Source organism: Salinicola salarius (assembly GCF_002179555.1).
Lineage (GTDB): Bacteria > Pseudomonadota > Gammaproteobacteria > Pseudomonadales > Halomonadaceae > Salinicola > Salinicola salarius_A.
Genome location: NZ_NHOU01000007.1, coordinates 30227 through 56601 on the forward strand (window position 1 = coordinate 30227; position 26375 = coordinate 56601).

The 26375-nt window shown below is 61.8% G+C and carries 24 protein-coding genes; 13 read left to right on the plus strand and 11 right to left on the minus strand.

Annotated elements, in window-relative coordinates; translation table 11 throughout:
• Positions 1 to 34: 34 nt before the first annotated feature.
• From CCD76_RS07520 to CCD76_RS07550, 7 genes are all read left to right on the plus strand, one after another.
• Complete coding sequence (locus CCD76_RS07520; protein WP_087718911.1) at positions 35 to 520, plus strand: YajQ family cyclic di-GMP-binding protein; 486 nt, start codon at positions 35 to 37, stop codon at positions 518 to 520.
• Positions 521 to 843: 323 nt separating this feature from the next.
• Positions 844 to 3846, plus strand: a complete 3003-nt coding sequence (locus tag CCD76_RS07525; protein ID WP_087718912.1) for a xanthine dehydrogenase family protein molybdopterin-binding subunit — start codon at positions 844 to 846, stop codon at positions 3844 to 3846.
• Entirely contained in the window at positions 3843 to 4667 is an 825-nt protein-coding gene (locus CCD76_RS07530) for an FAD binding domain-containing protein (protein ID WP_087718913.1), read from the plus strand. The genes CCD76_RS07525 and CCD76_RS07530 overlap by 4 nt, the downstream gene beginning before the upstream one ends.
• A 19-nt stretch (positions 4668 to 4686) precedes the next feature.
• Positions 4687 to 5208, plus strand: a complete 522-nt coding sequence (locus CCD76_RS07535) for a (2Fe-2S)-binding protein (RefSeq protein ID WP_087718914.1) — start codon at positions 4687 to 4689, stop codon at positions 5206 to 5208.
• Positions 5196 to 6725 (plus strand): AMP-binding protein, encoded by a 1530-nt coding sequence (locus CCD76_RS07540; RefSeq protein ID WP_087718915.1) that lies wholly within the window; start codon positions 5196 to 5198, stop codon positions 6723 to 6725. The genes CCD76_RS07535 and CCD76_RS07540 overlap by 13 nt, the downstream gene beginning before the upstream one ends.
• 32 nt (positions 6726 to 6757) lie before the next feature.
• Positions 6758 to 7561 carry an enoyl-CoA hydratase/isomerase family protein gene (locus CCD76_RS07545; protein WP_087718916.1) on the plus strand — a complete coding sequence of 268 codons (804 nt, stop codon included), beginning with the start codon at positions 6758 to 6760 and terminating at the stop codon, positions 7559 to 7561.
• Positions 7562 to 7621: 60 nt separating this feature from the next.
• Complete coding sequence (locus tag CCD76_RS07550; RefSeq protein WP_087718917.1) at positions 7622 to 8893, plus strand: benzoate/H(+) symporter BenE family transporter; 1272 nt, start codon at positions 7622 to 7624, stop codon at positions 8891 to 8893.
• 20 nt (positions 8894 to 8913) lie between these two features.
• Here the strand turns inward: CCD76_RS07550 and CCD76_RS07555 are convergent, their stop codons facing one another.
• Complete coding sequence (locus tag CCD76_RS07555; RefSeq protein ID WP_143543261.1) at positions 8914 to 9813, minus strand: alpha/beta fold hydrolase; 900 nt, start codon at positions 9811 to 9813, stop codon at positions 8914 to 8916.
• A 77-nt stretch (positions 9814 to 9890) separates the two neighbouring features.
• Here CCD76_RS07555 and CCD76_RS07560 point away from each other — a divergent pair, with 77 nt between their 5' ends.
• A complete protein-coding gene (locus tag CCD76_RS07560; protein WP_087718919.1) occupies positions 9891 to 10742 on the plus strand; it encodes an AraC family transcriptional regulator in 852 nt (283 codons plus the stop codon).
• On the opposite strand, the gene CCD76_RS07565 is transcribed toward CCD76_RS07560, so the two are convergent.
• On the minus strand, positions 10720 to 11523 hold the full coding sequence (locus CCD76_RS07565) for a DODA-type extradiol aromatic ring-opening family dioxygenase (RefSeq protein ID WP_087718920.1): 804 nt from the start codon (positions 11521 to 11523) through the stop codon (positions 10720 to 10722). The genes CCD76_RS07560 and CCD76_RS07565 overlap by 23 nt on opposite strands.
• A gap of 217 nt (positions 11524 to 11740) precedes the next feature.
• On the opposite strand from CCD76_RS07565, the gene CCD76_RS07570 reads away from it, so the two are divergent.
• On the plus strand, positions 11741 to 12151 hold the full coding sequence (locus tag CCD76_RS07570) for a YbaN family protein (protein WP_306298797.1): 411 nt from the start codon (positions 11741 to 11743) through the stop codon (positions 12149 to 12151).
• Between the two features lie 221 nt (positions 12152 to 12372).
• Positions 12373 to 15039 carry an aminopeptidase N gene (pepN, locus tag CCD76_RS07575; RefSeq protein ID WP_087718922.1) on the plus strand — a complete coding sequence of 889 codons (2667 nt, stop codon included), beginning with the start codon at positions 12373 to 12375 and terminating at the stop codon, positions 15037 to 15039.
• 104 nt (positions 15040 to 15143) lie between these two features.
• Here pepN and aldA read toward each other — a convergent pair whose 3' ends face one another.
• The 3 genes from aldA to nfo form a co-directional block, all read right to left on the minus strand.
• Positions 15144 to 16619: an aldehyde dehydrogenase gene (aldA, locus tag CCD76_RS07580; RefSeq protein WP_087718923.1), complete on the minus strand. Its 1476-nt coding sequence runs from the start codon at positions 16617 to 16619 to the stop codon at positions 15144 to 15146.
• Positions 16620 to 16795: 176 nt separating this feature from the next.
• Entirely contained in the window at positions 16796 to 17083 is a 288-nt protein-coding gene (locus CCD76_RS07585) for a hypothetical protein (RefSeq protein ID WP_087718924.1), read from the minus strand.
• A 144-nt stretch (positions 17084 to 17227) separates the two neighbouring features.
• On the minus strand, positions 17228 to 18076 hold the full coding sequence (gene nfo / locus CCD76_RS07590; RefSeq protein ID WP_087718925.1) for a deoxyribonuclease IV: 849 nt from the start codon (positions 18074 to 18076) through the stop codon (positions 17228 to 17230).
• A gap of 236 nt (positions 18077 to 18312) precedes the next feature.
• Between nfo and CCD76_RS07595 the strand changes: the two genes are divergently transcribed.
• Entirely contained in the window at positions 18313 to 18516 is a 204-nt protein-coding gene (locus tag CCD76_RS07595; protein ID WP_087718926.1) for a putative motility protein, read from the plus strand.
• A gap of 124 nt (positions 18517 to 18640) precedes the next feature.
• Here the strand turns inward: CCD76_RS07595 and CCD76_RS07600 are convergent, their stop codons facing one another.
• From CCD76_RS07600 to CCD76_RS07610, 3 genes are all read right to left on the minus strand, one after another.
• On the minus strand, positions 18641 to 19438 hold the full coding sequence (locus CCD76_RS07600; protein ID WP_087718927.1) for an HpcH/HpaI aldolase family protein: 798 nt from the start codon (positions 19436 to 19438) through the stop codon (positions 18641 to 18643).
• A gap of 135 nt (positions 19439 to 19573) precedes the next feature.
• Positions 19574 to 20551 (minus strand): tripartite tricarboxylate transporter substrate binding protein, encoded by a 978-nt coding sequence (locus CCD76_RS07605; RefSeq protein WP_087718928.1) that lies wholly within the window; start codon positions 20549 to 20551, stop codon positions 19574 to 19576.
• Positions 20552 to 20667: 116 nt separating this feature from the next.
• The gene (locus CCD76_RS07610; protein ID WP_087718929.1) at positions 20668 to 21165 is read right to left on the minus strand and encodes an Lrp/AsnC family transcriptional regulator; all 498 of its coding nucleotides are present in this window, start codon (positions 21163 to 21165) and stop codon (positions 20668 to 20670) included.
• Positions 21166 to 21401: 236 nt separating this feature from the next.
• Between CCD76_RS07610 and CCD76_RS07615 the strand changes: the two genes are divergently transcribed.
• Positions 21402 to 23105, plus strand: coding sequence for a 2-isopropylmalate synthase (locus CCD76_RS07615; RefSeq protein ID WP_087718930.1), 1704 nt, complete (start codon positions 21402 to 21404; stop codon positions 23103 to 23105).
• A 145-nt stretch (positions 23106 to 23250) separates the two neighbouring features.
• Here the strand turns inward: CCD76_RS07615 and CCD76_RS07620 are convergent, their stop codons facing one another.
• The 3 genes from CCD76_RS07620 to CCD76_RS07630 all read right to left on the minus strand — a co-directional run bounded on the left by CCD76_RS07620 (position 23251) and on the right by CCD76_RS07630 (position 25516).
• Positions 23251 to 23793 (minus strand): FlgO family outer membrane protein, encoded by a 543-nt coding sequence (locus CCD76_RS07620; RefSeq protein ID WP_256961194.1) that lies wholly within the window; start codon positions 23791 to 23793, stop codon positions 23251 to 23253.
• Between the two features lie 25 nt (positions 23794 to 23818).
• A complete protein-coding gene (locus CCD76_RS07625) occupies positions 23819 to 24478 on the minus strand; it encodes a hypothetical protein (protein WP_087718932.1) in 660 nt (219 codons plus the stop codon).
• Positions 24479 to 24667: 189 nt separating this feature from the next.
• Positions 24668 to 25516 (minus strand): formate/nitrite transporter family protein, encoded by an 849-nt coding sequence (locus CCD76_RS07630; RefSeq protein ID WP_087718933.1) that lies wholly within the window; start codon positions 25514 to 25516, stop codon positions 24668 to 24670.
• A gap of 153 nt (positions 25517 to 25669) precedes the next feature.
• Here CCD76_RS07630 and CCD76_RS07635 point away from each other — a divergent pair, with 153 nt between their 5' ends.
• Positions 25670 to 26344, plus strand: a complete 675-nt coding sequence (locus CCD76_RS07635) for an MgtC/SapB family protein (protein WP_256961195.1) — start codon at positions 25670 to 25672, stop codon at positions 26342 to 26344.
• The last annotated feature ends 31 nt before the right edge of the window (positions 26345 to 26375 follow it).

Genomic DNA, 26375 nt, shown 5'->3' on the forward strand with positions numbered 1-26375 from the left:
TCGCGGCTCCACTTTTGATTGAGGACCGAGGCTCATGCCATCTTTCGACATCGTTTCCGAATTCGATCGCCACGAAGCGACCAATGCCGTCGACCAGGCGAGTCGTGAAATCCAGACCCGCTTCGATTTTCGCGGCGTCGACGCCAGCTTCACGCTGGAAGGCGAGACCGTCTCGATCGAGGCGGACGCCGAATTTCAGCTCCAGCAGATGATCGACGTACTGCGCAACAAACTGATCGCCCGCGGCATCGACCCGCGCTGCATGGATATCCAGGACGCCCAGACTTCCGGCGTCAAGGCGCGCCAGCAGATCAAGCTCAAGCAGGGCCTCGAACAGCCCGACGCCAAGGCGATCGTCAAGCTGCTCAAGGATTCCAAGCTCAAGGTCCAGGCCGCGATCCAGGGCGACAAGGTTCGCGTCAGCGGCAAGAAGCGCGACGACCTGCAACAGGCGATCGCGCTGCTCAAGAGCGAGGACGGCCCGGACCTGCCGCTGCAGTACGATAATTTCCGGGACTGACTGTCGTTATTCTTGCTTCCCCTCGCTGCTTTTCGTCCAGCTGTTTAGCCTCTTCCCGACGTCCTTCGCTTGTCTTGCGAAGCGGAGGCGTTGGTCATTTCGGACGTATCTTCTCTCCAAATTCTGAGTTCTCTCCCGTCTGCCTAGCCGAGCGCTGAAGTCTGCCTCTTCTGATTTCCGTTATTAAACTTTGGTCTCGAAATCAGACTCAGAGGTAAATCTTCCGACTCCAGGGATAAATCCCGTATCGATAGGCAATGCATCCAAATTACTCACGCTCATAGACTCCCCAGCACAGGGCCATGCCCATCGGGGAGTTTTCGATGCATTCAGAAGTATTGCTCGACCAGAACCAGCAGCGCTCCTATATCGGCAAGCGTCAGGCTCGTGTCGAGGATGAAGCGCTTTTGCGAGGGCTGGGACGCTACGCTGACGACCTCGCCACGCCACCCGGGACTCTTCATGCGGCGATCGTTCGCTCGCCCCATGCTCATGCCGAGATCAAGCGGGTCGATATAGACGCAGCCTTGCAGATGGCGGGGGTGCGAGATGTATTGACTGGCGAAGACGTCAAGCGTTGGGCGTTACCGTTCCCTGTGGGAGTGCGTAAGCCCATGGAGCATTGGTGTTTGGCCGTCGACAAGGTTCGTTACGTGGGTGAGCCGGTGGCAGTGGTCATCGCCGAAGACCGTTATCTGGCCGAGGATGCGCTAGACGCGGTCAAGGTCGAATACGAGATTCTGCCCGCGCTTGTCGATCCCGAAGCGGCGGCCGGTGACCGGGAGACGCTGCTGCACGATGCCGTGGGCGATAACGTCGTCAACGATCGTCACTTCCGCTACGGTGAACCCGAGGCCGCATTTCGGGCGGCGGATCGCACGCTCTCGCTCAAGGTACGCTACCCGCGCAGTTCCTGTACGCCAATCGAGTGCTATGTCGTTTTAGGCCAGTACGACCCCGCAGAGGGTGGCTACGATGTCATGGCTAATTTTCAGGGGCCTTACGCGATTCATTCGGTGATGGCGCGCGCCTTGCAGGTGCCCGCCAATCGATTGCGACTGCGCACGCCTCCAGATTCCGGCGGTAGCTTTGGGATCAAGCAGGGCGTTTTCCCCTATGTCGTGATGATGGGATTGGCGGCACGCAAGGTCGGGGCGCCGGTGAAGTGGGTGGAGGATCGCCTGGAGCATTTACAAGGCGCATCTTCGGCCACCAATCGGGTCACCACGATCGACGCCGCCTTCGACCGCGAAGGGCGGGTGTCCGCGCTGCGCTTCGACCAACTGGACGACTGCGGAGCGTACCTGCGCGCGCCTGAGCCGGCGACGACCTATCGCATGCACGGCAATCTCACTGGTGCCTACGCGATTCCCCATCTCGCGGTTCGCAATCGCATCGTGATGACCAACAAGACGCCGAGCGGGCTGAACCGCGGCTTCGGCGGCCCGCAGGTCTACTTCGCCCTCGAGCGCTTGATGCAGCGGATCGCGATCGAGCTCGACCTCGATCCGCTGGAAGTGATCCGGCGCAACCTCGTCCCCGCGGATGCCTTTCCCTACCGCTGTGCCGCCGGGGCGCTGCTGGACTCGGGAGATTACGCACGTGGCCTCGAGCTGGGTGTCGAGCAGGGCGGTCTCGCCGAGTTGCGTGCGCGCCGCGACGCCGCCCGCCGCGAAGGGCGGCTCTACGGCATCGGTTATTGCGTGGCGGTGGAGCCGTCGATCTCCAACATGGGCTACATCACCATGGCGATGACGCCGGAGGAGCGGCGTCGCGCCGGGCCCAAGAACGGTGCGGTGAGTACCGCGACGATCAGCGTCGATCCGCTCGGCGGCGTCAGCGTTCACGTCTCCTCGACGCCGCAGGGCCAGGGCCATCGTACGGTGGTTGCCCAGGTCGTGGCCGAGGTACTCGGTATCGCCATCGAAGCCATACGCGTCGATGTCGAACTGGATACCGGCAAGGATGCCTGGTCGATCGCCTCGGGCAACTACTCCAGCCGTTTCGCCGGCGCGGTGGCGGGAGCCGTACATAAGGCCGCGCTCAAGGTGCGCACGCGTCTGGCCGCGATTGCCGCTGCGCAGTGGCGGGTCGAGCAAGACGATGTGCGCTTTGCCGAAGGCCGTGTATTCACTCTGGATGGGGCGCATTCCGCCTCGTTCCACCGCCTCGCCGGCGCCACCCACTGGGCGCCGGGCACGCTGCCCGAGAGCGAAGCCGGCGGCCTGCGCGAGACGGCCTTCTGGACCCCCGCCGAGCTGACCGCGCCGGACGATGACGAACGCATCAACAGCTCGCTCTGCTACGGCTTCATCTTCGACTACTGCGGCGTCGAGATCGACACCGTCACTGGCCAGGTACGTATCGATCGCTACGTGACGCTGCACGATGCCGGCCGCATGCTCAATCCGCAACTGGTGGATGGACAGGTACGCGGCGCCTTCGCCCAGGCCGTCGGAGCGGCGCTTTATGAGGAATTCAGCTATGGCGCCGATGGCAGTTTCGCCTCCGGTACGCTGGCCGACTACCTGATCCCGACCAGTATGGAAGTGCCGGAGCCGGTGATTCTGCACATGGAGACGCCGTCGCCATTCACGCCGCTCGGTGCCAAGGGGGTCGGTGAAGGCAACAACATGAGTACGCCGGTGTGCATCGCCAATGCGGTAGCCGATGCGCTAGGTGAACGCGTCGAGCCGAGTGCTATCGAATTGCCGTTGACGCCCTCGAAAGTCCGCACGCTGCTGGGCATCAACGAACCAGCGCGACCTGAAGGGGTTGGTGAAGAGCCGGTGGATTCGACCGCCGGGGACGGTTCCAAGTTGACCGCCAGCGATAGTGTCGAGATTCCCGCTTCGCCCCAGCAAGTCTTCGACAGCATTCTGGATCCAGCCACGCTGCAGGCAATCATCCCCGGTTGCCATGCGCTGGAACTCACCGGCGAGAACACCTATCGCGCCGATGTCACTGTTGGCGTGGGCATGATTCGGGCCCGCTTCGATGCTCGCGTCGAGCTGAGCGAGCTCGATCCTCCGCACACGTTGCGTCTTTCCGGCGCCGGGAGCAGTGGCATGGGCAACGCCAACGGCGCGGCGCAGATCCGCCTGAGCGAGGTCGAGGGTGGCCATACCCGGCTCGACTACGACTATGAGGTGACGATTGGCGGCAAGATCGCTTCGGTCGGCGGACGCATGCTCTCCAGTGCCTCGAAGATGATTATCGGTCAGATTTTTTCGCGGTTATCGCAACAGGTCAGCGGCGGCAGGGTTCGACAACCGTTGCTGCAGCGTCTGCTGGGCCGGTTCGGCAAGGGTGGAGGCAAGTCATGAAACCTTGCGCTTTCGATTATTACCGTCCGCAGACGCGGAAGGAAGCCATCGATCGATTGATCGAGTTCGGCGACGAGGCCCGCCTTGTCGCTGGCGGCCAGTCGCTGATGGCGGTGCTCAACATGCGCCTGGCCCAGCCGCAAATACTGATCGATGTCGGTGCCATCGACGAACTGCGCTACATCGAGCGGCGCGACGATCATCTGGCGATCGGTGCCGCGACCACTCAGGCCGAACTGCTGGAGTACGCCGCCCTGGCCGACGAGTTGCCGCTGGTGGCGCAGGCCTTGCCCTGGGTGGGGCATTTCCAGACACGTAACCGTGGCACCGTCTGCGGCTCCATCGCCCATGCCGATCCCAGTGCCGAATTGCCGCTGTGCCTGGCGACGCTGGGGGGCGAGGTGGTGCTCGAGACGCGTCGCGGGAAAACGCGGCGGGTCACTGGCGCTGACTTCTTTCAGGGCGTGCTGACCACGGCACGTCGCCCCGACGAACTGATCACCGAAGTGCGCTTTCCACTCAAGCGCGAAGGCCATGCCTATCGCTTCCGCGAAGTCGCCATGCGTCATGGCGACTTCGCCATCGTCGCGCTGGCCGCCGATATCGGCGAGTCGGAAGTTCACCTCGGCGTGGGTGGCGTCGCCGACCGACCGGTCGTGCGCAAGCTATCCCTCGATGACGATCTCGACGAAGCCCTCAACCATTTGGCGTGGTCGCTGGGGGCCCAGGATGACGCCCATGCCAGTGCGGCCTATCGACGCCATCTGGTCCGCGAGCTGGGACGGCGCCTGATTCTGGAGGAGCCCACTTTTGAACAGTAAGCCGCAGAGGAGAGTGCCGATGCACGTACGAGGCGATGAACTGCATCGCGTGACCTTCAGGCTCAATGGCAGGGAGCGAAGCGGGTCTGCCGCACCGCGCATGCAGCTATGTGATTTCCTGCGCCACGAGCTTGGCGCGACAGGCACCCACGTGGGCTGCGAGCACGGCGTTTGCGGCGCCTGCACCGTCCTCGTCGACGGACGGGCGACTCGTTCGTGTCTGATGCTCGCCATACAGGCCGATGGCCGCTGCGTGGAGACAGTCGAATCGTTGGCAGGGGAAGCAGGACTGAATGATTTGCAGCGTGCGTTTCGCGAGCATCACGCGCTGCAATGCGGGTTCTGCACTGCCGGCATCCTGATGTCGTGCCACGAGTTCCTGGGCCGCGTGCCCGATCCGAGCGAGGCACAGGTGCGCGACATGCTATCGGGGCATCTGTGCCGTTGCACTGGCTATACCGGCATTGTCCAGGCCGTACTGCAGGTCGCGCGTGCTCGCCAGCAAGCCAATCGACGGGAGAACGACGCATGTTCGATCTAGGTCGCAGTTTTCTTGCCACGGTGGAGCGTCGTCCGCAGGCGCTGGCGGTGTCTGACGGAGCTTTCCGACGTACCTACGCCGCCTGGCTCGAAGATATTCAAAGCGTGGCGCGAGGTTTGGGGAATCTGGGGCTGGACAAGGGTGACCGGCTGTTGGTGGTGATGCAGAACCGCTGGCAGATGGCCACGCTGCACTGGGCTTGCCAGTTCGCCGGCATCGTCGTGACGCCGATCAACTGGCGCTCGACCGCGCAGGATGTGCGTTATTGCCTCGATAACGGTGACATTCGCGCGTTGGCTTATGATGCTTCCGGCAGCGAGGCGGTCGAGGCCTGTCCCGAGGCGCGAGCCTTGCCTCGGATCGTCGTCGATAGTACTCGGCATGATAGCGTGACGTCATTCGAGGCGCTGTTGGGGGCGCCGGGGGAGACGATCCTGCGTGCCTCACCGGAAGATGTCTCGATAATGCTCTACACCTCCGGCACCAGCGGCAAACCCAAGGGCGTACCGCGTACCCATCGGGCCGAGCGCGCCGCAGCGCTGGCGCATGTTGCCCAAAACCTCTATCGCCACGACGAATGCACGCTCGGCGTGATGCCGATGTATCACACCATGGGCGTGCGTTCGCTGCTGGCCATGACGCTGATCGACGGTCACTTCGTGTGTGTGCCCAAATTCGATCCGCTAGCGACGTTGGAGGCGATCGAACGCGAGGGCGTCACCAATCTCTATCTGGTGCCGACGCTCTATCACATGCTGATTGAACACCCCGAGTTTTCATCTTCACGGGTCGCCAGTGTCGACAAGATCGGCTTTGCCGGTGCCGCGATGAGTGCCGGTTTGATGGCCAGGGTCGAGAAAGCTTTCCAACCGAGTCTGTTCGTCAATCACTACGGCTGCTCGGAGATCTACACCTTCACCATCGATCAGCGTGCCAATCGGAAACCGGGATCCTCCGGACGCGCCTCGCTCAACCAGCGCATCCGCGTCGTTCGGGTCGGTGCCGAATCGCCCGACGAGATACTGCCGCCCGGCGAAGAGGGCGAGATCATCGCCGATCTCGCCGGCGACGAGGCTTTCCAAGGCTATTGGCGGCGTCCCGATGCCGATACCAAGGCGATCAAGCAGGGCTGGTACTTCACCAGCGATACCGGCTACTTCGATGCCGACGGCGACCTGTTCGTCACCGGTCGGGTTGATGACCTGATTATCACTGGCGGCGAAAACGTGAGCCCGGCGGAAATCGAGAACGTACTTTCGGTACATCCCAAGGTCGAGGAGGTCGTTGTCGCCGGTTTGCCCGACGAACAGTGGGGCCAGGTCGTCGCCGCTTTCGTCAAATGTCGCGAACCAATCAGCGAGGAAGAACTGGGCCGTCATTGCGTGTCCGCCGGGCTGGCGCGGTTCAAGCGCCCGCGTCGTTATCTCTTCGTCGAAGAGATTCCGAAGTCGGCCGTCGGCAAGGTGTTGCGCCGCGTGCTGCTCACCGAGCGTGCCGACCAGGTGCAGGCCAACTAATCCGCTTTCGAGCAATCAATAGGAAGAATGCAATGAATCAACATTCTCTACAGGACTTTCTGGCTTCCGAGTTCGATGGTTTCGAGGTCCACGTCGACACCAAACACGAGCGTGCGGACATTGTCCTCAAACGGCCACCGTTGAACGTGATCTCCATGCCCCAGCGCGAGGTGATGCGCCAGGTATTCGAGGCATTGGATGCCCATGATGGCGTGCGCGTGATCGTTTTGCGTTCGGAAGGCGAGCACTTTTCCAGCGGTGGCGATATCAAAGGCTTCCTCGAAGCCTCGCCCGAGCACGTCTCCAAACTGGCGTGGAACGTGGCGGCTCCGGTGCGCTGCGAGAAACCGGTGATTGCAGTCAACCGCGGCTACACCTTCGGCGTCGGTTTCGAATTGTCGCTGGCCTGCGATTTTCGTATCGCCTCGGAGACCACGCTCTACGCCTTGCCTGAGCAGAACCTGGGACAGATTCCCGGCTCGGGCGGGTCGGCGCGGCTGCAGAAAATCATCGGTATCACCCGCACCAAGCACATGGTGATGCGCGCCAAACGTATCTCGGGGGCCCAGGCTCTGGAATGGGGTATCGCTACCGAGTGCGTGGCAGACGACCAATTGGAAGCCGCCACGCAGTCGCTGGTCGACGAATTGCGTCGCTTCTCGCCGCTGGCACAACGCACTGCCAAGAAGCTGATCAACGACAACGAGGACGCACCGCTCGCGGTCGCCATCGAGATGGAAGGGCACTGCTACAGCCGCCTGCGAAGTTCGCAGGATTTCCGCGAGGGAGTCGAGGCATTTCACGCCAAACGCAAGGCGATATTCCGCGGAGAGTAAACCCTCGCGACGGATCCGCCTGCATCGATAAACAACATAATAATCATGAGGAGTCACGCCATGTCTCACGAGCAGCTTCCATCCTCACATTCAGCGGACCACCGGACCGGCTTCTGGCAGGAGCTACCCAGGGCGCTTTCGATCAAGGCCATCAGTACCGGCGTGGTCGCAGCGTTATTCGGTTGCTCCGGGCCGGCATTGATCGTGATCAGTGCCGCGAACGCCGGTCATTTGACCAACGGTCAAACCGTGGCCTGGTTGTTCGCGGTCTACTTCCTGGGAGGATTGATCAGCCTGGTCATGGCGATACGGTACCGCCAGCCGATCACTGGCGCTTACTCGATCCCAGGCGCTGCCATCATGAGCGTCGCCCTGGTTTCGATCCCGTTTGCCGAGGCCGTCGGGGCTTTCATCATGAGCGGTGTCATCGTGCTGCTGCTCGGTGTCAGCGGGCTGATCGGTCGCATCATGCGCTGGCTGCCGATGCCAATCGTCATGGCCATGATCGCCGGGGCGCTGATTCGGTTCGGCGTGGGTGCCGTGGAGTCCGTTGGCGCAGCGCCGTTGATTGCTGGCACGGCACTCGTTGCGTTTTTTCTGGCGTCCCGTTTCCTGAATTCGGTGCCGCCGGTTCTGGTCGCCGCGGTGGTCGGCTTCGTCGTGGCTTATTTCAGCGGTGCGGTGCAGTCGGCCGACGTGGACATCGCCATGGTAGCGCCGCAGTTCACGCTGCCGCATTTTTCGTTCGACGCCTTCATGGCGATATCGGTGCCTCTGGCGGCGCTGGTGATCGGCGCCGAGAACGCCCAGGCCACCGGTGTGCTGATGGCTGAAGGTTACCGGCCTCCGGTCAACGCGATGACGGTGATCAGCGGCATCGGTGGCATCCTGGCGGGTGCCTTGGGTGGTCACAATGCCAACATAGCCGGACCAATGACCGCGATCTGCGCCTCCGAGCAGGCCGGCGATGACCGAGACAAACGATTTGGCGCCACCTTGGTCAATGGGGTGCTCTTCTGTCTATTCGGTCTGTTCGCGGGAATGGCGGTGCCGCTGATTCTCGCGCTGCCCAAGGCGCTGATTGCCAGCGTCGCCGGTGTGGCGATGATCGGCGTGTTGCTGGCGGCGTTCCAGCAAGCCTTCACCAAGTCGGTCGGTTATCAGGTTGGTGCCTTCGTCGCCTTGGTCGTAGCCATGAGTAAGCTCAGTCTACTGGGTATCAGCTCGCCTTTCTGGGCCTTGGTGGCGGGAATTCTGGTATCGGAATTGCTTGGTGAAGCGGCAAAGACACGGAAGCATCGGGAAGCGGCCGGTCCGGCGGCTGAGCACTGAAGGTGATGTCTCGATGCTGCTCAGGTTGCCGTCCCGATTGTGTGGGCAAATGTCAGGATAGATAGAAGCGTATCTTGCTGGCGTTCGAAATAGGGCACGTGGCCGCATTGAGGCAGCCAGACCGTTTGGCAACTGGCTTTGGCATGCTGCCGAACGAGCTCAACATGCTTCGAGCTGGCGTACTCATCGTCTTCGCCTTGAATCAGCAGTAATGGAACCTCGATACCGCTCAGTAATGACGTGATATCCCAGTCAGAGAAAGCGGGGGATAACCAGGTGTCGCTCCAGCCGTGAAAGGCGCCATCGACATTGTCGCCATGGTAGCGTTCAAGCCGTTGGCGCAGGTCTCCTTGCTCGAAGCGTCGGGTGGTCGCTCGGATCGCCTCGATGCATCGGTCCTCGGCGAAGACATGGGGAGCCATGGCGACGACACCGCGAATGCGAGGATCGGAGAACTGGGCGGCGTAGGCGAGGGCGATCGTCGCTCCGTCGCTATGACCGACCAGAACGATATCTTCCAACTCCAGTGCGTCTAGAACCAGTCGTAACTCCAGGCAACCCTGGTTTTCGAGGTAATCGGGGGCGCGTGGCAGCGATAGTCGAGAGGAGCGGCCATAGCCTTGACGGCTGTATAGGATCGCTTCCCGGCCTAGCGTCTCGGCGAGCCGTTCGGGGAAACCCTTCCATAGCTCGACGCAGCCGAGGCCTTCGTGCAAGAACACATAGGTCAGGGTGTCATTCAGTGGTGTTCCTGAGCGTGCATATTCAAGGCTGGCGTGGGGCAGTTCGAGAAAGTGGGAAGGCATCGGCACTCCAGACCTGTAACGATTCGATAAACATTCAGGCATATTGACGAAGCCGTTGCTAGTGGAGAGTTGGCTGGACTTCTTCGGTGGAAAGCGTCTTCTTCTTTGGTTCAATGCCGCGCTCACCGAGAGCCCGAATGATAGGCTATGAGCTAAGGCAGCAACGTATTGAGGTTGGGCTTCGAGATACAATGTCGAATGCTTATCGAATTTTTCATGGTGGTTTCGGACGGATCGCCCTGCTGGATATGGATGAGCCGCTGGTGCCGCATGCGCACTCGGAATGTCATGTACTACTCAAGGCGACGGGGCAGAATACATTCTTCTCGGTTCGTGGCCGGCGCCTGCCTCTGACCGATGATACCGCTGTGTTGGTGAATGCCTGGGAGCCTCACTATTACGATCATCAGGCGGGTGAGTCCGAAAGCGTGATCCTGGCGCTCTATATCGAACCTCGTTGGCTGGCAGCATTGAAGACCGATCTTTCGACCAGCGCGCGCCCCGATTTCTTCTCGCAGCCGTGTATCGAGCTTACGCCACGCATGCGTCGTCAGGCAGATATTCTCATCGACGAGATGATGAGTTTCGGCCCCAAACCGCGGGAAAAAATGGAGAGTATGCTTTTCGATCTCCTTATCTCGATCATGGAGAAGCACTCCGACTGGCATCATCTGGCCCGTTTGAAGGCGGGACTCGCCAATGACTTCTACGATGCCCGTATTCGGCGCGCGACCGGAATCATTCTTGAGGCACCGCTCGGCGAGTTGGACCTCGACGCCATCGCCCGCCAGTGTGGTCTGTCACGCGCGCACTTCTATTCGCTATTCAAGAAGACGACCGGCATGACGCCGCAGATGCTGGCCAATATGGGACGGATGCGTTCCGCTTTTCAAGGTCTATCGGATAATCCCCATGGTTCTCTGGGGGAGCTCTCATTGGCGTTGGGATTTACCGAACAAGGGCATTTCACGCGGTTCTTCCGTCGCCATATCGGGGCCTCACCCAGCCAGTATCAGCGTGTCATGGACGACTATTCGCGCTGATTGTCACATCGCTCCCCAGCGCCAGCATGCTCAAGTTGCCGTACATGAAACTCTCGTGAAGCACATGCAGCGGCTGGCCTTCCATCGCGCCGAGGCACATCAGCAGCGGCAGAAAATGTTCCGGCGTCGGGTGGGCGTAACGTGCGTTGGGGGCCACTGCCTGCCAGTCCTGCATCGCTTTCAGATCGCCGCGTGCGGCGATGTCGATGACCCAGTCGTGGAATCGCCTGGCCCACGCGTCGGGCGCGTCGTGAATGAAGTGCCGGTCACCGAGATTGTGAGTGGCGGCACCGGAGCCGATCAGCATGAAGTCGTTCTGCTGCGCCCAGCGTCCCAGGGCCGCGGCGATCTCGAGCTGGGCGGGTGTGCTCGTCCGTGTTGGCACGCTGATCGGGATCAATGGAACATTCGCCCGCGGCCAGAGCAGCGAGAGCGGCGACCAGATGCCGTGATCCAGCGCCCGCTCGGGGTCCAGTTGTGCCTCGATACCCGAGGCGGCGAGTGCTGCCACCAACCGCTCGGCGGTCTCCGGCATGCCGGGGGCCGGGTAACGCATGCGATAAAGCGCGTCGGGGAAGCCATGGAAGTCGTGCCAGGTTTCGGGCTGCCTGGCGCCGCCGACGACCAGTCCGGGTGTCTCGAAGTGTGCCGAGATCACCAGCGCGCCGGATGGTTTGGGCAAACGCCCGCCTAGTTCCTTCAGGAAGGTGCGTGCCGGATGATCGGTCAGGCTGAGGTCGGGGGAGCCGTGGGAGAGATAGAGTACATGGCGCGTGGTCATGATGTCCGTTCCGGAGGTAGAGGGGCGTTACGCCGAAGCCTACGCCGATGGCGCGGCGGGACTAGCCGTCATCTGGCGAATGAACGGTTTCCCTATCGTCAATATTGGCCTTTTCCATCGCCGTAGGTTGGAGAGCACGGTAAAGGCTGGTTTACACTATTGATCCAAGCGCCCTCTTCGGGTGGCGCCTCGATCAATCGCAGTGGGGATGTTCGGCATGCGTAATGCCATCTATGTCACCTTGGCCGCCATCAGTTTCGCGCTGGGCGTGATCGGTCTTTTTCTGCCCGTGATGCCGACCACGTGTTTCATGCTGGCGGCGGTCTGGCTCGCCTCGCGAGGGTCCCCCCGATTCGCCGGCTGGATTCGCAACCACCCGCGCTTCGGCCCGCCGATCCAATCCTGGGAGCGCGAGCGCGCCATCCCCAAGCACGCCAAGATCATGGCCGTGATCATGCTCAGCGTGTCATGTCTGGTCATTGCCTTTACCGTGCCCAGTTGGCCGGTCAAGATCGGCCTGATCGTCGGGCTCGCGGGGCTGGCGATCTGGATCGTGACCCGCCCGCTGCCGAGCCTCCAGTGCCCGGTGCGTGGCGTATGGTCGGAAGAGGCCCCTGAGCGGCGTTGATTCGTCGATAGGCACCGCCGTTCCCTCCCCCTTGCACTGCCCACGTTCCTGCGTTGCGACATCGATTCGATATCGTTCCGGTGACGTGGGTAGAATGGTTGCCGATCGTCGGTCGGCAGGCTTTTTTGGCCCACTGGGTTGTCATCCCACTGGGGTTACTGGCTGTTGTCACGGGTTCGAGCTGTCGATTCGACTTACCCATTTCTGCAAGGAGCGTTGCCATGTCTGAGATGCAAGCGACCTATCTCAAGGATTATCTGCCGCCGGCGTACCGCGTCACGCACACCGAGCTCACCTTCGATCTCGAGCCGTCCGCAACCCGGGTCAAGGCGCGCTTGCACGTGGAACGCCATCCGGATCGCGAGCCCGATGACAAAGAGTCCGGCCTGCCGCTGGAACTGGCCGGCGAGCAGCTCAAGCTGATCAGTATCGCCATCGATGGCCAGACGCTGGAGGCCGGGGAATTCGAGGTCGGCGAAGACAAACTGACCGTGACCTCGGTGCCGGCGCGCTTCCGGCTCGATACCGAAGTCGAGATCGATCCCGACGCCAACACCGCGCTGGAAGGGCTCTACCGTTCCAACGGCATGTTCTGTACGCAGTGCGAGCCGGAAGGCTTTCGCCGGATCACCTTCTATCCCGATCGTCCGGACGTCATGGCGACGTTCTCGACCACGGTGATCGGCGATCGAGAGTCGCTGCCGGTACTGCTCTCCAACGGCAACCCGGTGGAGAAGGGCGAGTTGCCCAATGGCCGCCACTTCGTGACCTGGGAAGACCCGCATCCCAAGCCCAGCTATCTGTTCGCGCTGGTCGCCGGCAGCCTGGAGAAGGTGGAGGATCACTTCACCACCATGAGCGGTCGCGACGTGCTGCTGCAGATCTGGGTCGAGCCGGAAAACCTCGACAAGACCGAGCACGCCATGGCGTCGCTCAAGCGTTCCATGCAGTGGGACGAGGAGACCTACGGCCGCGAATACGACCTCGACCGTTTCATGATCGTCGCCGTCAACGACTTCAACATGGGGGCGATGGAGAACAAGGGGCTCAACATCTTCAACTCGGCGGCGGTGCTCACGCATCCGCAAACCGCAACCGATGCAGCCTTCCAGCGCGTCGAGGGCATCGTCGCTCATGAGTACTTCCACAACTGGTCCGGCAATCGCGTCACTTGCCGCGACTGGTTCCAGCTCTCGCTGAAGGAGGGCTTCACCGTCTTCCGCGACCAGACCTTTTCCGCCGATGTCAACTCGGCGCCGGTCAAGCGGATCGAGGACGTCTCGTTCTTCCGCACCGCGCAGTTCGCGGAAGATGCCGGCCCCACCGCGCACCCGATTCGCCCGGATCACTACATCGAGATTTCCAACTTCTACACCCTGACCATCTACGAGAAGGGGGCGGAAGTGGTGCGCATGCTGCGCCACCTGCTGGGTTGGGAAGATTTCCGCCGCGGCAGCGATCTCTATTTCGAACGCTTCGATGGCCAGGCGGTGACGATCGAGGATTTCGTCGCCTGCATGGCGGAAGTCTCCGGGCTGGATCTCGATCAGTTTCTGCGCTGGTACTCCCAGGCGGGGACGCCGGAGATCGATGCCCATGGCGAGTATGACTACGCCAAGTGCGAATATCATCTGCGCCTCTCCCAGCGGACACCGGCGACACCGGGCCAGACCGAGAAGCTGCCGCTGCACATTCCGGTGCGCATGGGGTTGGTCGGCACCAAGTCCGGCCACGACTTGACCTTGAAGCTGGATAACGGCAGCGAGAGCCCGGCCGATCTGGGCAAGGACGGCGTGCTGCATCTGCGTGAAGCGGAGCAGACCTTCGTGTTCACCAATGTCGAAGAGGCGCCGGTGCCGTCACTGCTGCGCGGATTTTCGGCGCCGGTGAAGCTGCGCTACCCCTATTCGCGGGAAGAGCTGGCGTTTCTGCTGACGCATGATTCCGACGGCTTCAACCGCTGGGATGCCGGCCAGCGGCTGACCATGCTGGCGCTGGACGATCTGATCGCGGCGCATCGAAACGGCGTCGAGAAGGTGATGGACGTGCGTCTGATCGAGGCGTATCGCAGCCTGCTCAACGAACCGGGCGACGACAAGGCGGTGCTGGCGGAGATGCTGACACTGCCGTCCGAAGCCTATATCGCCGAACAGCAGCCGACGGTCGACGTCGATGCGATTCACGCCGCGCGGGAATTCGTGCGCCAGTCGCTGGCCTACCAGCTGCGCGACGAGTTCCTCGCCGTCTATCGCGACAACCTGAGCGACGAGTCCTACGCGCCGACGGCAGAGCAGATCGCCCAGCGTCGTCTCAAGAACGTGGCGCTAGCCTACCTGATGAGTATCGAGGACGACGAGGCCGTCAGCCTGACGCAGCGGCAGTTGGAGCAGAGCGCCAACATGACCGATGTGCGCGCAGCGCTGACGTTGCTGGCGCACAGCGATCGCACCGATCTGGCCGAACCGGCGCTGAAGGCCTTCGGCGACAAGTGGGCTCACGACCCGCTGGTCATGGATCAGTGGTTCACTATCCAGGTCACGCGGCCGCAGGCCGACGTGTTGGAGCGCGTGCGCTTCTTGATGGGGCATCCGCTGTTCTCGATGAAGAACCCCAACAAGGTGCGCGCCCTGATCGGGGCCTTTGCCCAGAATCGGGTCAACTTCCATCGGCTCGACGGGGAAGGGTACAAGCTGCTGGCCGATGTGGTGATCGAGCTCAACCGCCTCAATCCGGAGATCGCCGCGCGCATCATCACGCCGCTGACGCGCTGGCAGCGTTTCGACGAGACGCGTCAGGCCCTGATGAAAGCCGAGCTAGAGCGCATTCGCGCCGAGAAGCTCTCGCCCAACGTCTACGAGATGGTCGAGCGGGCGCTGGCGGATGCCTGATAGAGTGATGACGTTCAGGTAGGAACACGAAGGCAGCAAAGCGAAGGCAGAAAACGGCCGCGATGGAAATCGCGGCCGTTGTCGTTGCGAATGCCGAAAGCCGATCAGGCGTAGTGAACGTACATCGTCTTGCTCTTGACGTAAGCCTCGAGGCCGTACTTGCCGTCCTCGCCGCCGAGGCCGCTATTGCGGTAGCCCTTGTGGAAGCCCTGGACCGATTCGCCGCCGCCGCGATTGACGTAGATCTCGCCGAAGTCGAGCTCGCGGGTCAGTGCCATCAGCTGCTTCACGTTCTGGGTGAAGACATAGGCAGAAAGGCCGTACTCCGAGGCGTTGGCGTACTCCATCGCCTGTTCGAAGCTATCGACCTTCATGATCGGAGCCACCGGGCCGAAGATCTCCTCCTTCATGATGTCCATGTCGTTGTCGACGTTGGTGAGGATCGTCGGAGCGTAGTAGTTGCCCTTGTCGTAATCGCCGCCGGTCAGACGCTTGCCGCCCGTCAACAGCTGCGCGCCCTGGCTCTGGGCGTGCTCGACCATGTCGTGGATCTTGTCGAGTTCGGCGGCGTTGATCTTCGGCCCCATGTCGACATCCTTGTCGGTCAGCGGGTTGCCGACCTTCAGAGCCTCGACACGCTGCTTGAAACGTTCGAGGAAGCGATCATAGATGCCGGACTGGACATACATACGCTCGTTGCAGGTACAGACCTGACCGCAGTTGTTGTAGCGCGAGGCGATGGCGGCATCCACGGCCGGATCGAGGTCGGCGTCGTCCATGACGATGAACGGCGCCTTGCCGCCCAGCTCGAGTCGCACGATCTTGAGGTGTTCGGCGGCCGCCTTGTTGATCTCGCGGCCGCCGCGCACGCTGCCGGTCATGCTGATCAGTTGGGTGATCGGGCTCTGGATCAGGTGATTGCCGATGTCCCGGCCGCGACCGTTGACCAGGTTGACCACGCCATCCGGAATGCCGGCCTGGCGCGCCAGCTCGACGATCTCCAGCGCGGTCAGTGGCGTCTCCTCGGACGGCTTGAGCACGATCGTGTTGCCTGCCGCCAGGGCCGGGCCGAGCTTGCGACCGATCAGCGCGGCGGGGAAGTTCCAGGCCGTGATACCGACCACCACGCCATGCGGCACTTTCTGGATCCAGATCTGCTCGTCGGGATCGTCCGCCGGAATGATGTCGCCTTCCAGACGGCGCGTGTTCTCGGCGGCGAAGCGAATCAGGTCGCAGCACATGCCGACATCCGCGTCGGATTCGGAGAGCGGCTTGCCCTGTTCGGTGGTGATCAACCTGGCCAGGCGATCACGATTCTCCTGGAGGAGATCGACCAGGCGGTAGAGATAGTCGGCGCGTTCCACCGCAGTCTTGCGCGACCAGGCGGGAAAAGCCTTTTGTGCCGCCTGCAGAGCCTGATCCGCGAGTTTTTCATCGGCCAACTGCGCTCGGGCGATGACTTCACCGGTCGCCGGGTTCAGGACGTCCAACAGCTCACCGTCGCCGGTAAGCCACTGGCCACCGATGAACTGGTTGTAGACGTCGACGCCGTTCTGCTGCGATTTGAGTGACTGACTCATGGTGATATCTCCTTGTCTGATGCGGCGACGGATCCTGTCGTCGATCGGTCACCAATCGGTGTGACCTTGTAAATTCAAGGTGGTAGACGAAAGGATAGATGACAAGGAGATCGCGTTGATCTAGCAGGAATAGGCATACCTTCCCGTCAATCGATATAAACGGGCAGGCACCCGGCTCAGCGAATCAGCCAGCTCAGGATCACCAGCCCCAGCAGCAGCCAGACGATGCCGCCGACGATGCCGCCGCGAATCAGTGAACGTATGCCGCTGATCAGCAGCAGCACGCCAACCACCAGTGCCGCGATGCTGAAGATCGAATCGCTGATGCCGAGCGAGCCGGTCAGGCCGTCGACGAAGCCGTCGATCGCCTGCCACAGGTTGCCGAATATGGCGTGCAGACCGTTGACTACGGTGCGAATCACGTTGCCGATCGCTTCGCCAAGCCAGTTGAAGAATCCATCCATGTCGAGCAGGTTCCTTGGGCGTGAGGGTTGGGAATGCGGGGTCCGGGGTCAGCCTGTGATGGCCGGCCATCGGCGAGCCATTCGTGAAGCCCGCCGGAGAAGCTTCGTCAATGAAGGTTAGTCGGTAAGGTCAGTCAGTGAAGGTCAGTCGGTACGCTGCTGACCGCGCAGCCACTGGATCTCTTCGGCCCAGATTTCGGGCTCGATGGTTTCCAGAATCAGCGGAATGCCGTCGGTACGGTTGTCGCGCATCAGCGCGGTGAAGGCGGGGAGGCCGATGTTGCCCTTGCCCAGACTGTGGTGACGGTCGACCCGGCTGGCGAACTCGCTCTTGGCGTCGTTGAGATGCATGCCGCGCAGATAGCGAATACCCACCACGTGCTCGAAATCGTCGAGCATGGCGACGGCGTCCTCCTCGGTGCGCAGATCGTAGCCGGCGGCGAAGGCGTGGCAGGTGTCGATGCAGGCGCCGACGCGATCCTTGTCGTCGACCCGTTCGATGATCTCGGCCAGCTGCTCGAAGCGAAAGCCGAGGTTGGAGCCCTGACCGGCTGTATTTTCGATCACGGCGACGACGGATCGGGTCGCGGCATGAGCCTCGTTGATCGACTCGGCGATTCGCGCCAGGCAGTCGCGCTCGCTGATCTTCTTGAGATGGCTGCCGGGGTGGAAGTTCAGCAGCTCCAGCCCCAGCTGCTCGCAGCGCTGACATTCGTCGAGGAACGCCGCGCGGGACTTCTCCAAACCTTCTGTGTCGGGATGGCCGAGATTGATCAGGTAGCTGTCGTGGGGAAGGATCTGGGCCGGGCCGAAACCCTGCGCGCGGCAGGCCGCCTTGAACGCCTCGATCGTGGTCTCCTCCAGTGGCTTGGCCTTCCACTGGCGCTGATTCTTGGTGAACAGCGCGAAAGCATTGGCACCGATCTCGGTTGCGCGGCTCACGGCCTGGTCGACGCCGCCCGCGGCACTGACATGGGCTCCGATGTATTTCATACGATGATCCGGTCCTGGGGGATGAGCGCTCGCAGTTTAACAGCCGCCTCGTGGCGGCGTCCCGCGCTGGAGCCGAGGACAAGATCGAGCCGGCACGCGATCCTCGTCCGGGGGCCTTTCGAGGCGGGGGCTGCGCCGTTAAAGTTGACGAACGGACTGGCCGATAGCCTGATGGATGGACCGAAGACCGCAAGACCAATAAACGCACGACCTGCTTTCGGAACAAGGAGTTTGCGATGGATACCTCAGTCAATGCCGCCGTGGGCGCCGCCCTGGCACTGCAGAACTTCAATCAGAGCCAGGAGGCGCAGGGTAGCCTGCTGAAGCAGTCCCTGGATGGGCAAGCCGCTCATATCCAGCAGTTGATGTCCTCCGTGTCGCCTTCGCCGGAGCTGGCGGTTTCCGGCACGCTGGGAACCCAGGTCAACGCCTACGCGTGACGATGGGCAGCAAGTGTGGCAAGCAACGAACGCGCTCCAGGGAGCGCGTTTTTTTGGCTGGTATCCTCGGGCAATCGGACATTCGGACAGTCGACTATCCGGGCGATCTTGGTGAGGGCTCGCTTCAATATCCCAGGCTCGACTTGGGCTTTGGCGTTTCCGGCTTGTAGCGGGCAATCGTCTCGACGGCCGCCTGTCGCAGCAGGCTGATATCGATACCCACGGCGATGAAATCGAACCCCCACTCGGCATAACGCTTGGCATCTGCCTCGGCGGGGGCGAGGATGCCGGCCGCCTTGCCTGCGGCCTTGGTCGCTTCCAGCGTGTGGCGAATCATCGCCTGCACATCCGGGTGATTGGGGTTGCCGGCATGGCCGACGCCGGTAGAGAGATCCACCGGGCCCACGAAGATGGCGTCGACCCCCTCGGTGGCCGCGATCGCTTCGGCGTTGTCGACGCCGCTGCGGGATTCCACCTGCACCACGAGGCAGAGCTCTTCATGGGCGCGGGCCAGGTAGTCTTCCACGCTATCCCAGCGAGTGGCTCGGGTCAGGCCGCCACCGACGCCTCGGAATCCGTGGGGCGGGTAGCGTGTCGCTGCCACCAGCCTGGCTGCCTGCTCGGCGGTATCGACCATCGGAATCATCAGCGTCTGGGCGCCGATATCGAGCAGCTGCTTGATGAGCGCCGGGTTGTGATTGACGGTACGAACGACCGGCGCGCTGGCGTAAGGCGCCACGGCCTGCAGCTGTGCCAGAACGGAAGGCACGGTGTTGGGAGCATGCTCGCCGTCGATCAGCAACCAGTCGAAGCCGGTCGTGGCCAGAATTTCGGTGGCGTAGCCGGTGCCGAATCCGGCCCAGCAGCCATAACGCGGATTGCCGTCGAGCGAGCGTTTGAAGGGGTTCTGTGGGAGTTGCATGGCTGTGGCTTCCTTATCGTCGCCGAGGGAAAAATATAGCCGCCGTGGGAAAGATAGCCCGGGCGGAATGAAACGAGCCGGGGCAATCGCTGCGCCGGCCCGATCGGGGTCAACGCTTGTTGCAGGATTGGCGGCCTAGTTCGTCAGGCCCATCTCGCCCATGATCTTGCCGAACTTTTCGTCATCTTCGGCCATTAGTTGCGCGAAGTCATCGGCGTTTCGCCACACCACGCCGTAACCCTGCTTGGCCATGAAGTTCTGATAGGCCTCGCTGTCGTAGGCTTTCTTGAGGGCAGCTTCCAGCGTTGCCACGACATTCTCGTCCATCCCTTTGGGGCCGACGATGCCGCGCCACGCCCCCAGCGTGAAGTCGCTGCCGATCTGTTCCTTGAAGGTAGGAATGTCGGGAAAGCCTTCGAGTCTTTCCGGCGTCATGACGCCGAGGCTTTCAAGCTCTCCTGCGCCGATCATCGTCCTCGCCTCGGGGAGCGAGGAGGCCACCAGGTCGATGCTGTTGGAAGCCAGCTCGGTCATGGCGGGAGCCGAGCCCTGGCTGGGAACCCAGGTGATCTTGCCGGCGGGAATGTCCTGATCCATCAGAAAACCGTTGAGCGCGACGTGCCAGATGCCGCCGAGACCGGTGCCGGATGCGGTATAGGTGCCCTGGGGCTCGTTCTTGACCTGGGTCACGAAGTCTTCGAGGTTCTGGAAAGGGGAGTCGTTGGCGATCGAGAGGCTGGCGGAGTCGAAATTGATCTGCGCGATCGGGGTGAAGTCCTGGTAGGTAAGATCGGTGAGCCCTTGCCAATGCATCATCGCGACTTCGACGGTGGCCAGGCCCAGGGTATAACCGTCGGGCCTGGCGTTGGCAATGGCGGTATGGCCGACGACACCGCTCCCGCCGGTACGATTCTGGACGTTGATCGTCTGGCCCAGCTGTTCCTCGAGCGAGGAGGCGATGATACGGGCCGTGGCGTCGGTGCCACCGCCGGCTGCCCAGGGCACGATCAGCGTGATCGGCTTTTCGGGGTAGTCGGCCAGCGCCAGCGGCGAAGCCAGCACGGCGGCAGACAGCAACAGACTCAGGCGACGGGGAGCCGTTGATCGTTTCATGATGACCTCGCTTGGCGTACTTGTTATTTCCAAGATGAACTTTGCATGCAAAGTCATAGCAAGACGCTGTCTTCGCTACAATTGCGCAATCGTCTAATGGCATGGCGATGGGCGTCTCAGGTCGTGGTGACGAGGTCGGTGGGGATGGGGCGATTCTCGAACACGCGACGCAGCACGAAGCTGGTGTGCGCGCCGGTGACGCCCTCGATGCGGTTGATGACGTGCAGGAGAAGGTGCTGATAGTCGTCCATGTCGCGAACCAGGATCTTGAGCTGAAAATCCGCGGTCTGGCCGGTGATGATCAGGCACTCGATGACGTTGGGGACGTCCCGAATGTGTCGCTCGAAATTGTCGAAGCGCTCCGGGGTATGAAGGTCCATCGAGATATGCAGCAGCGCCATGAGCTGGTAGCCCAGGGGGCGCGCATCGATATCGGCGCGGTATCTCACGATCAGGCCGCTCTCTTCCAACGCTCTGACGCGTCTGAGACAGGGCGAGGGTGACAGGCCGATACGGTCGGCCAGCTCCTGGTTGCTGATACGTCCCTCTTGCTGCAGGACTTCGAGTATGCGCCGGTCATATCGGTCCAGCGCCAGGGGTGTGGGCTGATTCATGGATAGTTCCTGCCTATATTTTCAGTATTTCAGCAATATCATGCCAATATACTTCGTTTTCTACCTTCATTCGCAATAAACTGTCGCGGAAAACGTTTTACACTGTTGCTGTCGTCAAATTCTGTCGCCACAAGCTGCGGATGCGTCCGCATGGCACACCCCGCCATGCGGCACGATGACCGGACCGCCATCAGCGGTCGGAACGCACCGAATTCTTCACCTTCAGGAATTTCACCATGTCTGCTTTCGATCATCGCGCCTTTGACCATAGAAAATACCGCCCGGCGCCTCGTGTGCCCGCCTTCGATCGCCAATGGCCGGATCGTGATCTCGATCACGCGCCGATCTGGGTGAGTGAAGACCTGCGCGATGGCAACCAGGCGCTACTGGAGCCGATGAGCGTCGAGCAGAAGAAGCGCTTCTGGCACCAGATCGTCAAGGTGGGCATCAAGGAGGTGATGGTCGGGTTTCCGTCGGCGAGCCAGCCGGACTACGATTTCGTGCGCTGGTTGATCGAGGAAGAGCAGATCCCTGAGGACGTGACCATCGCCGTGCTGGTGCAGTGCCGCGAGCATCTGATCGAGAAGACCTTCGAGTCCCTCGTCGGCGCCAAGCGGGCCATCGTGCACCTGTACAACTCTACATCGACCGTCCAGCGCGAGCGGGTGTTCGAGATGGATCGCGATGGCATCGTCGATATCGCGGTGCAGGGCGCCACCTGGGTCAAGACCTATTCCGAGCGCTATCCGGAAGTGGAGTGGCGTTTCGAATACACCCCGGAGAGCTTCTCCAGCACCGAGATCGATTTCTCGTTGCGGATCTGCGAAGCGGTCATGGATGTGTGGCAGCCCACCCCGGACAACAAGTGCATCCTCAACCTGCCGACCACGGTGGAAGTGGCGGGGCCGCACCACCATGCCGATCAGATCGAGTATTTCTGCCAGCACATCAAGAATCGCGACAGCGTGATCATCTCCGTTCATACGCACAATGATCGCGGCGGCGCGGTGGCTTCCGCAGAGCTGGCGCTGCTGGCCGGCGCCGAGCGCGTCGAAGGCACGCTGCTGGGCAACGGCGAGCGCACCGGCAACATGGACATCGTCACCCTGGCAATGAACCTCTACAGCCAGGGCATCGATCCGGAGCTGGACCTGTCGCGGCCGGACGAGATCATCGAGGTGGTCAACGACTGCACCAACATTCCGATCCATCCGCGTCATCCGTGGGTCGGCGAGATGGTCTACACCGCCTTCTCGGGCAGCCACCAGGACGCGATCCGCAAGTCGCTCAAGAAGCAGCAGCCGGACGAGCCGTGGCAGGTCGCTTACCTGCCGATCGATCCGCGCGATATCGGCCGTGACTATCAAGCGGTGATCCGCGTCAACAGTCAGTCCGGCAAGGGCGGCATGGCGTTTCTGCTCGAGCGCGATTACGGCATCAGCCTGCCGCGCTGGATGATGCTGGCGCTGGCACCCCATGTGCAGCAGGAGAGCGAGAAGCGGGCCAGCGAGCTGTCCAGCGAGGTGGTTCGCCAGGTGATGTTCGATCGCTTCACCAGCGAGACGCCGTTGTCGCTGGCGGACTACCGGCTGTCGAAGGGCCAGGACGAAGGCATCGACGTGACCCTATGGCAGGGCGCCGAGACGCTCCGTCTTTCGGGCAAGGGTAACGGCGCGATGTCTTCCTTCACCGATGCGTGGCAGAAGCATTCCGGTATCAGCGTTGGGATCATCGACTATGCGGAGCATTCGCTGGGCGGCGACAGCGAGGCCAATGCCATCGCCTTCGTCCAGCTCAATATCGACGGCCAGCGTGTCTGCGCCGTGGCCGAGGACAGCGACACCGTCAGTGCCTCGCTCAAGGCCTTGATCGCCGGGATCAACCTGGCGGCCAAGGAGGCCGAGCCGAACAAGGCACGCGAGAGGGAGAGGGAAGTCTAGACGTTTTCGATGACTGTCCGATAAATGAACGGGGCGCCATGTCGGCGCCCCGTTTCGTTGGGTCTGTTTCCTTAGGCTCCGTTTCGTTAGCGCCTCGTTTCTTTGGAGCCCGTTCTTGGAGTCACGTTCGTTGAAGTGATGAGCCTCAACGATAACTGACGGGCAGCAGGTACCGAAGGTCGTTGGTCAAGGGTAGCGAGAAGCTCGTGGCGCCGAGAATGGTCCGGTTGGCGATCTCCACCAGACGCACGTTGATGAACACCTGATCCTGGGCCTGGGCGTAGGTGCCGACCAGTACGGCCTCCGCGTTGTAATCCTGTCCCAGCCGCTGAACGTTGCGCGAGAGGATCAGCTCGCCCGTGTTTTCCTCGATGTACAGGCTGTTGCGTAGCTTCACCTCGATCACGTTGAGCCCGGCCTGTACCATTCGGGAAGTGAAAGTCTCGCTCAGCGTGCGGCCAAGCGTCGAGGACTGTCCGAGCTGGTCCACGTTGACGAGCGTCGTGGCGATGATCGGTTGCTGGGTGTCGATGCGGTCTCGAGCGCTGGCGATCAACTCGCCGGCAGCGTCGTCTATGCGTTCCAGCGTGGTGGCTTCTCGAGGGGACGTGGTGGTATCCAGCAGCGAGCAACTCGCCAGCAGTAGCGGCATCAGCAGCAGCGCCACCAGGTTTGCGGTCTTTTTCAAGGTCATGTCTACGCTTTCTATCCGTTTACCAGTCTGAAGATACCGCCAGGCGGCCCTGTTCTCGGTCATACTGGCCGCTGTCGCCGCCGCTGATGTAGTAGAGGTTCGACGAGGAATACAGCAGCGTGTCGTATTCGTCGGCGGATACCGTGATGATGACTTCGTGGTTCGTCTCCGAGGTCCAGCTGCCGCTGAAGACATCGGCGACTGCCGCCGCGGGGATCAGCCCCAGTGCCGGTTCGGTCCAGTGATTGTAGGGAAGGGTGGCGACGGCAATGCCGGTCGCCAGTGCGGTCAGCGCACCTTGAGGCGCGCGTATGGCCGTACGGTCGCGGTGGCGGATCACCTGGACATCGAAGTCGATCTCGACGGCCGCTTCCGGCCGGGTCTTCACGATGGCGCCGCGGCTGACCAGTTCGCTGGTCAGCAGGGCGCGGAAGCCCTCCGCGAACGCGGTCGTCGGCATTTCGGGGTCGATGTAGAGGGCTTTCTGTCTGAGCCTTCGATCCGAAAGAATCGCGCGGGCTTCATGCTCGGCAAGCACTTCCCAATGGTGAGCCGCCTGCATGCGCTGCTGCTCGCTGATGGGATAAGTGGTGGCGATGGGAGCTTGCGACGTGTTGACGCCGAAGCAGCCGGAGAGCGCCGTTGCACCCAATACGACGGCCCAGGTCTTGAATGACATGGAGATAAGGTTCCCGTTCGATAATCTTGTCTCGATGCGGACTCGAGAATGTATTACCAGTATCGGCGAGCTACCGGGAGGACTTGAGGAGGAGGACCGGTCGGATGACAGCGGGCGCCGCTGTGACGCCCGCTGGATTCCGACGCGTCGGTCGTCGACGCCCGCCGGTCATAGACGCCCGGTGGTGGCTCAGTTGTCGCTATCGCTGCGGATCTGGGCGTGACTGATCAGGGCGAAGATGAAGGTGCCGCCGACGACATTGCCGAGCAGGGTGGGCAGGCCGAATCGGAACAGGTATTCGGCCCATCCCGCGTGACCGGAGAAGACCAGATACATCACTTCGGTCGAACCGACGATGATGTGGGTGAATTCGCCGATCGCGACGAGGTAGGTCACGATCAGGATGACCCAGATCTTGGCGCTGCCCGCGCTCGGCAACAGCCATACCATGGTCGCGATCATCCAGCCGGCGACGATGCCCTTGGCGAACATCTGCATCGGGGTGTTCACGAGGATGTGTTCCCCCAGTGCCAGAAAGGCTTCATGGGTCTGGGTCGAGAAGATCGGCAGGGCCAGAATCGCCCAGGCCGAGACGGCCACGCCGACCAGATTACCGGCCAGCACCACGCCCCAGAGGCGAAGCAGACACAGGAATTTACCGATCCGGGGTTGGCTCATCACGGGTAGTACCGCGGTGACAGTGTTCTCGGTGAAGAGCTGCTGGCGAGCCATGATCACGACCAGAAACCCTACCGTGTAGCCCAGCGATTCCACCAGGAATCCGATGTCGTTGTCCGGCAGGTGGGCGCGCAGCAGGCCTTTCGCCAGCATTGAAAAACTCATCGAGAGACCGGCGGCGATGGCCGACCAGAGCAGGGCGGAAACCGTGCGGCTCAGTTCCTTCTCGCCTTCCTCGCGAATGAACTCATGGACGGCAGCCGCTTTTGAGGGCAGCTCGTCACCGTTGAGATGAAGATCATGTTCCTCATCGTCTTTCGCGACACGGCTGGGTGGCGTGAGATCGTGATGTTTGGTCAAGCGTGCGTTCCTCTCGGTAGCGGGAAAAGACGCGCTGGACAGGCAAAGTCGCCCTCAGGTTTCCCTGCGACGGCTGGCGGCAAGCGCTATGCTGAAACGATAGTCGTAAACGAGACAAGGAGATAGCCAAGGATGTCGCCGGAATCGTGGACGATGCTGACTCATTTGGGAATAGCCTGGCTGGCTGGAAGCCTGATCGGCCTGGAGCGAACTTTTCACGGGCGTCCGGCGGGATTTCGCACGCATGCGCTGGTCTGTGTCTCTTCGGCGCTGTTGATGATGGTCACGATGTATCAATGGCAGTGGCTGGGCACGGAGGTGCCGGAAGCCACGATCCGCACTGATCCCACGCGAATGGCTCAGGGCATCATGACGGGGATCGGCTTTCTGGGCGCCGGGGTGATTTTCAAGGAAGGCTTGACGGTTCGAGGGCTGACCACGGCCGCCTCGATCTGGATAACCTCGGCACTGGGCATTCTGTACGGCATCGGATTTCTGTTCCCGGCGGTACTGGCAACCGTCGTCACCTTGTTGACGCTTTCGTTGTTTCGCGTGGTGGAAGGTCGCATGCCGAGCCGGATCTTTGCCCGGTGCATCCTGCGTTTCGATAGTCAGGCCGTGATGCCCGAGGCACAGGTCCACGATCTGATGGCTTCGCATCGGTTTCGGATCGAGAGCTTGAGCTATCGCACACGCGACGAGGGCCGTCAGTTCGAATATCGCATGATATTGCGGACTCACGATCGCAAATATATTCCGCCGCTGGCCGCCGATCTGCGTGACGACGCTCGCCTGCTGGAGTTTCAGCTTTCCCCCACGGGTGATTGATATCGGGAGTGGTTGTCATTCCCTTGCCAGC

What these genes read in the sequence shown, in the direction of transcription:
- CCD76_RS07520 (WP_087718911.1), top strand. Translation starts at nt 35, where the DNA reads ATGCCATCTTTCGACATCGTTTCCGAATTCGATCGCCACGAAGCGACC.
- CCD76_RS07525 (WP_087718912.1), top strand. Translation starts at nt 844, where the DNA reads ATGCATTCAGAAGTATTGCTCGACCAGAACCAGCAGCGCTCCTATATC.
- CCD76_RS07530 (WP_087718913.1), top strand. Translation starts at nt 3,843, where the DNA reads ATGAAACCTTGCGCTTTCGATTATTACCGTCCGCAGACGCGGAAGGAA.
- CCD76_RS07535 (WP_087718914.1), top strand. Translation starts at nt 4,687, where the DNA reads ATGCACGTACGAGGCGATGAACTGCATCGCGTGACCTTCAGGCTCAAT.
- CCD76_RS07540 (WP_087718915.1), top strand. Translation starts at nt 5,196, where the DNA reads ATGTTCGATCTAGGTCGCAGTTTTCTTGCCACGGTGGAGCGTCGTCCG.
- CCD76_RS07545 (WP_087718916.1), top strand. Translation starts at nt 6,758, where the DNA reads ATGAATCAACATTCTCTACAGGACTTTCTGGCTTCCGAGTTCGATGGT.
- CCD76_RS07550 (WP_087718917.1), top strand. Translation starts at nt 7,622, where the DNA reads ATGTCTCACGAGCAGCTTCCATCCTCACATTCAGCGGACCACCGGACC.
- CCD76_RS07560 (WP_087718919.1), top strand. Translation starts at nt 9,891, where the DNA reads ATGTCGAATGCTTATCGAATTTTTCATGGTGGTTTCGGACGGATCGCC.
- CCD76_RS07565 (WP_087718920.1), bottom strand. Translation starts at nt 11,523, where the DNA reads ATGACCACGCGCCATGTACTCTATCTCTCCCACGGCTCCCCCGACCTC.
- CCD76_RS07570 (WP_306298797.1), top strand. Translation starts at nt 11,741, where the DNA reads ATGCGTAATGCCATCTATGTCACCTTGGCCGCCATCAGTTTCGCGCTG.
- pepN (WP_087718922.1), top strand. Translation starts at nt 12,373, where the DNA reads ATGTCTGAGATGCAAGCGACCTATCTCAAGGATTATCTGCCGCCGGCG.
- aldA (WP_087718923.1), bottom strand. Translation starts at nt 16,619, where the DNA reads ATGAGTCAGTCACTCAAATCGCAGCAGAACGGCGTCGACGTCTACAAC.
- CCD76_RS07585 (WP_087718924.1), bottom strand. Translation starts at nt 17,083, where the DNA reads ATGGATGGATTCTTCAACTGGCTTGGCGAAGCGATCGGCAACGTGATT.
- nfo (WP_087718925.1), bottom strand. Translation starts at nt 18,076, where the DNA reads ATGAAATACATCGGAGCCCATGTCAGTGCCGCGGGCGGCGTCGACCAG.
- CCD76_RS07595 (WP_087718926.1), top strand. Translation starts at nt 18,313, where the DNA reads ATGGATACCTCAGTCAATGCCGCCGTGGGCGCCGCCCTGGCACTGCAG.
- CCD76_RS07600 (WP_087718927.1), bottom strand. Translation starts at nt 19,438, where the DNA reads ATGCAACTCCCACAGAACCCCTTCAAACGCTCGCTCGACGGCAATCCG.
- CCD76_RS07605 (WP_087718928.1), bottom strand. Translation starts at nt 20,551, where the DNA reads ATGAAACGATCAACGGCTCCCCGTCGCCTGAGTCTGTTGCTGTCTGCC.
- CCD76_RS07610 (WP_087718929.1), bottom strand. Translation starts at nt 21,165, where the DNA reads ATGAATCAGCCCACACCCCTGGCGCTGGACCGATATGACCGGCGCATA.
- CCD76_RS07615 (WP_087718930.1), top strand. Translation starts at nt 21,402, where the DNA reads ATGTCTGCTTTCGATCATCGCGCCTTTGACCATAGAAAATACCGCCCG.
- CCD76_RS07625 (WP_087718932.1), bottom strand. Translation starts at nt 24,478, where the DNA reads ATGTCATTCAAGACCTGGGCCGTCGTATTGGGTGCAACGGCGCTCTCC.
- CCD76_RS07635 (WP_256961195.1), top strand. Translation starts at nt 25,670, where the DNA reads ATGCTGACTCATTTGGGAATAGCCTGGCTGGCTGGAAGCCTGATCGGC.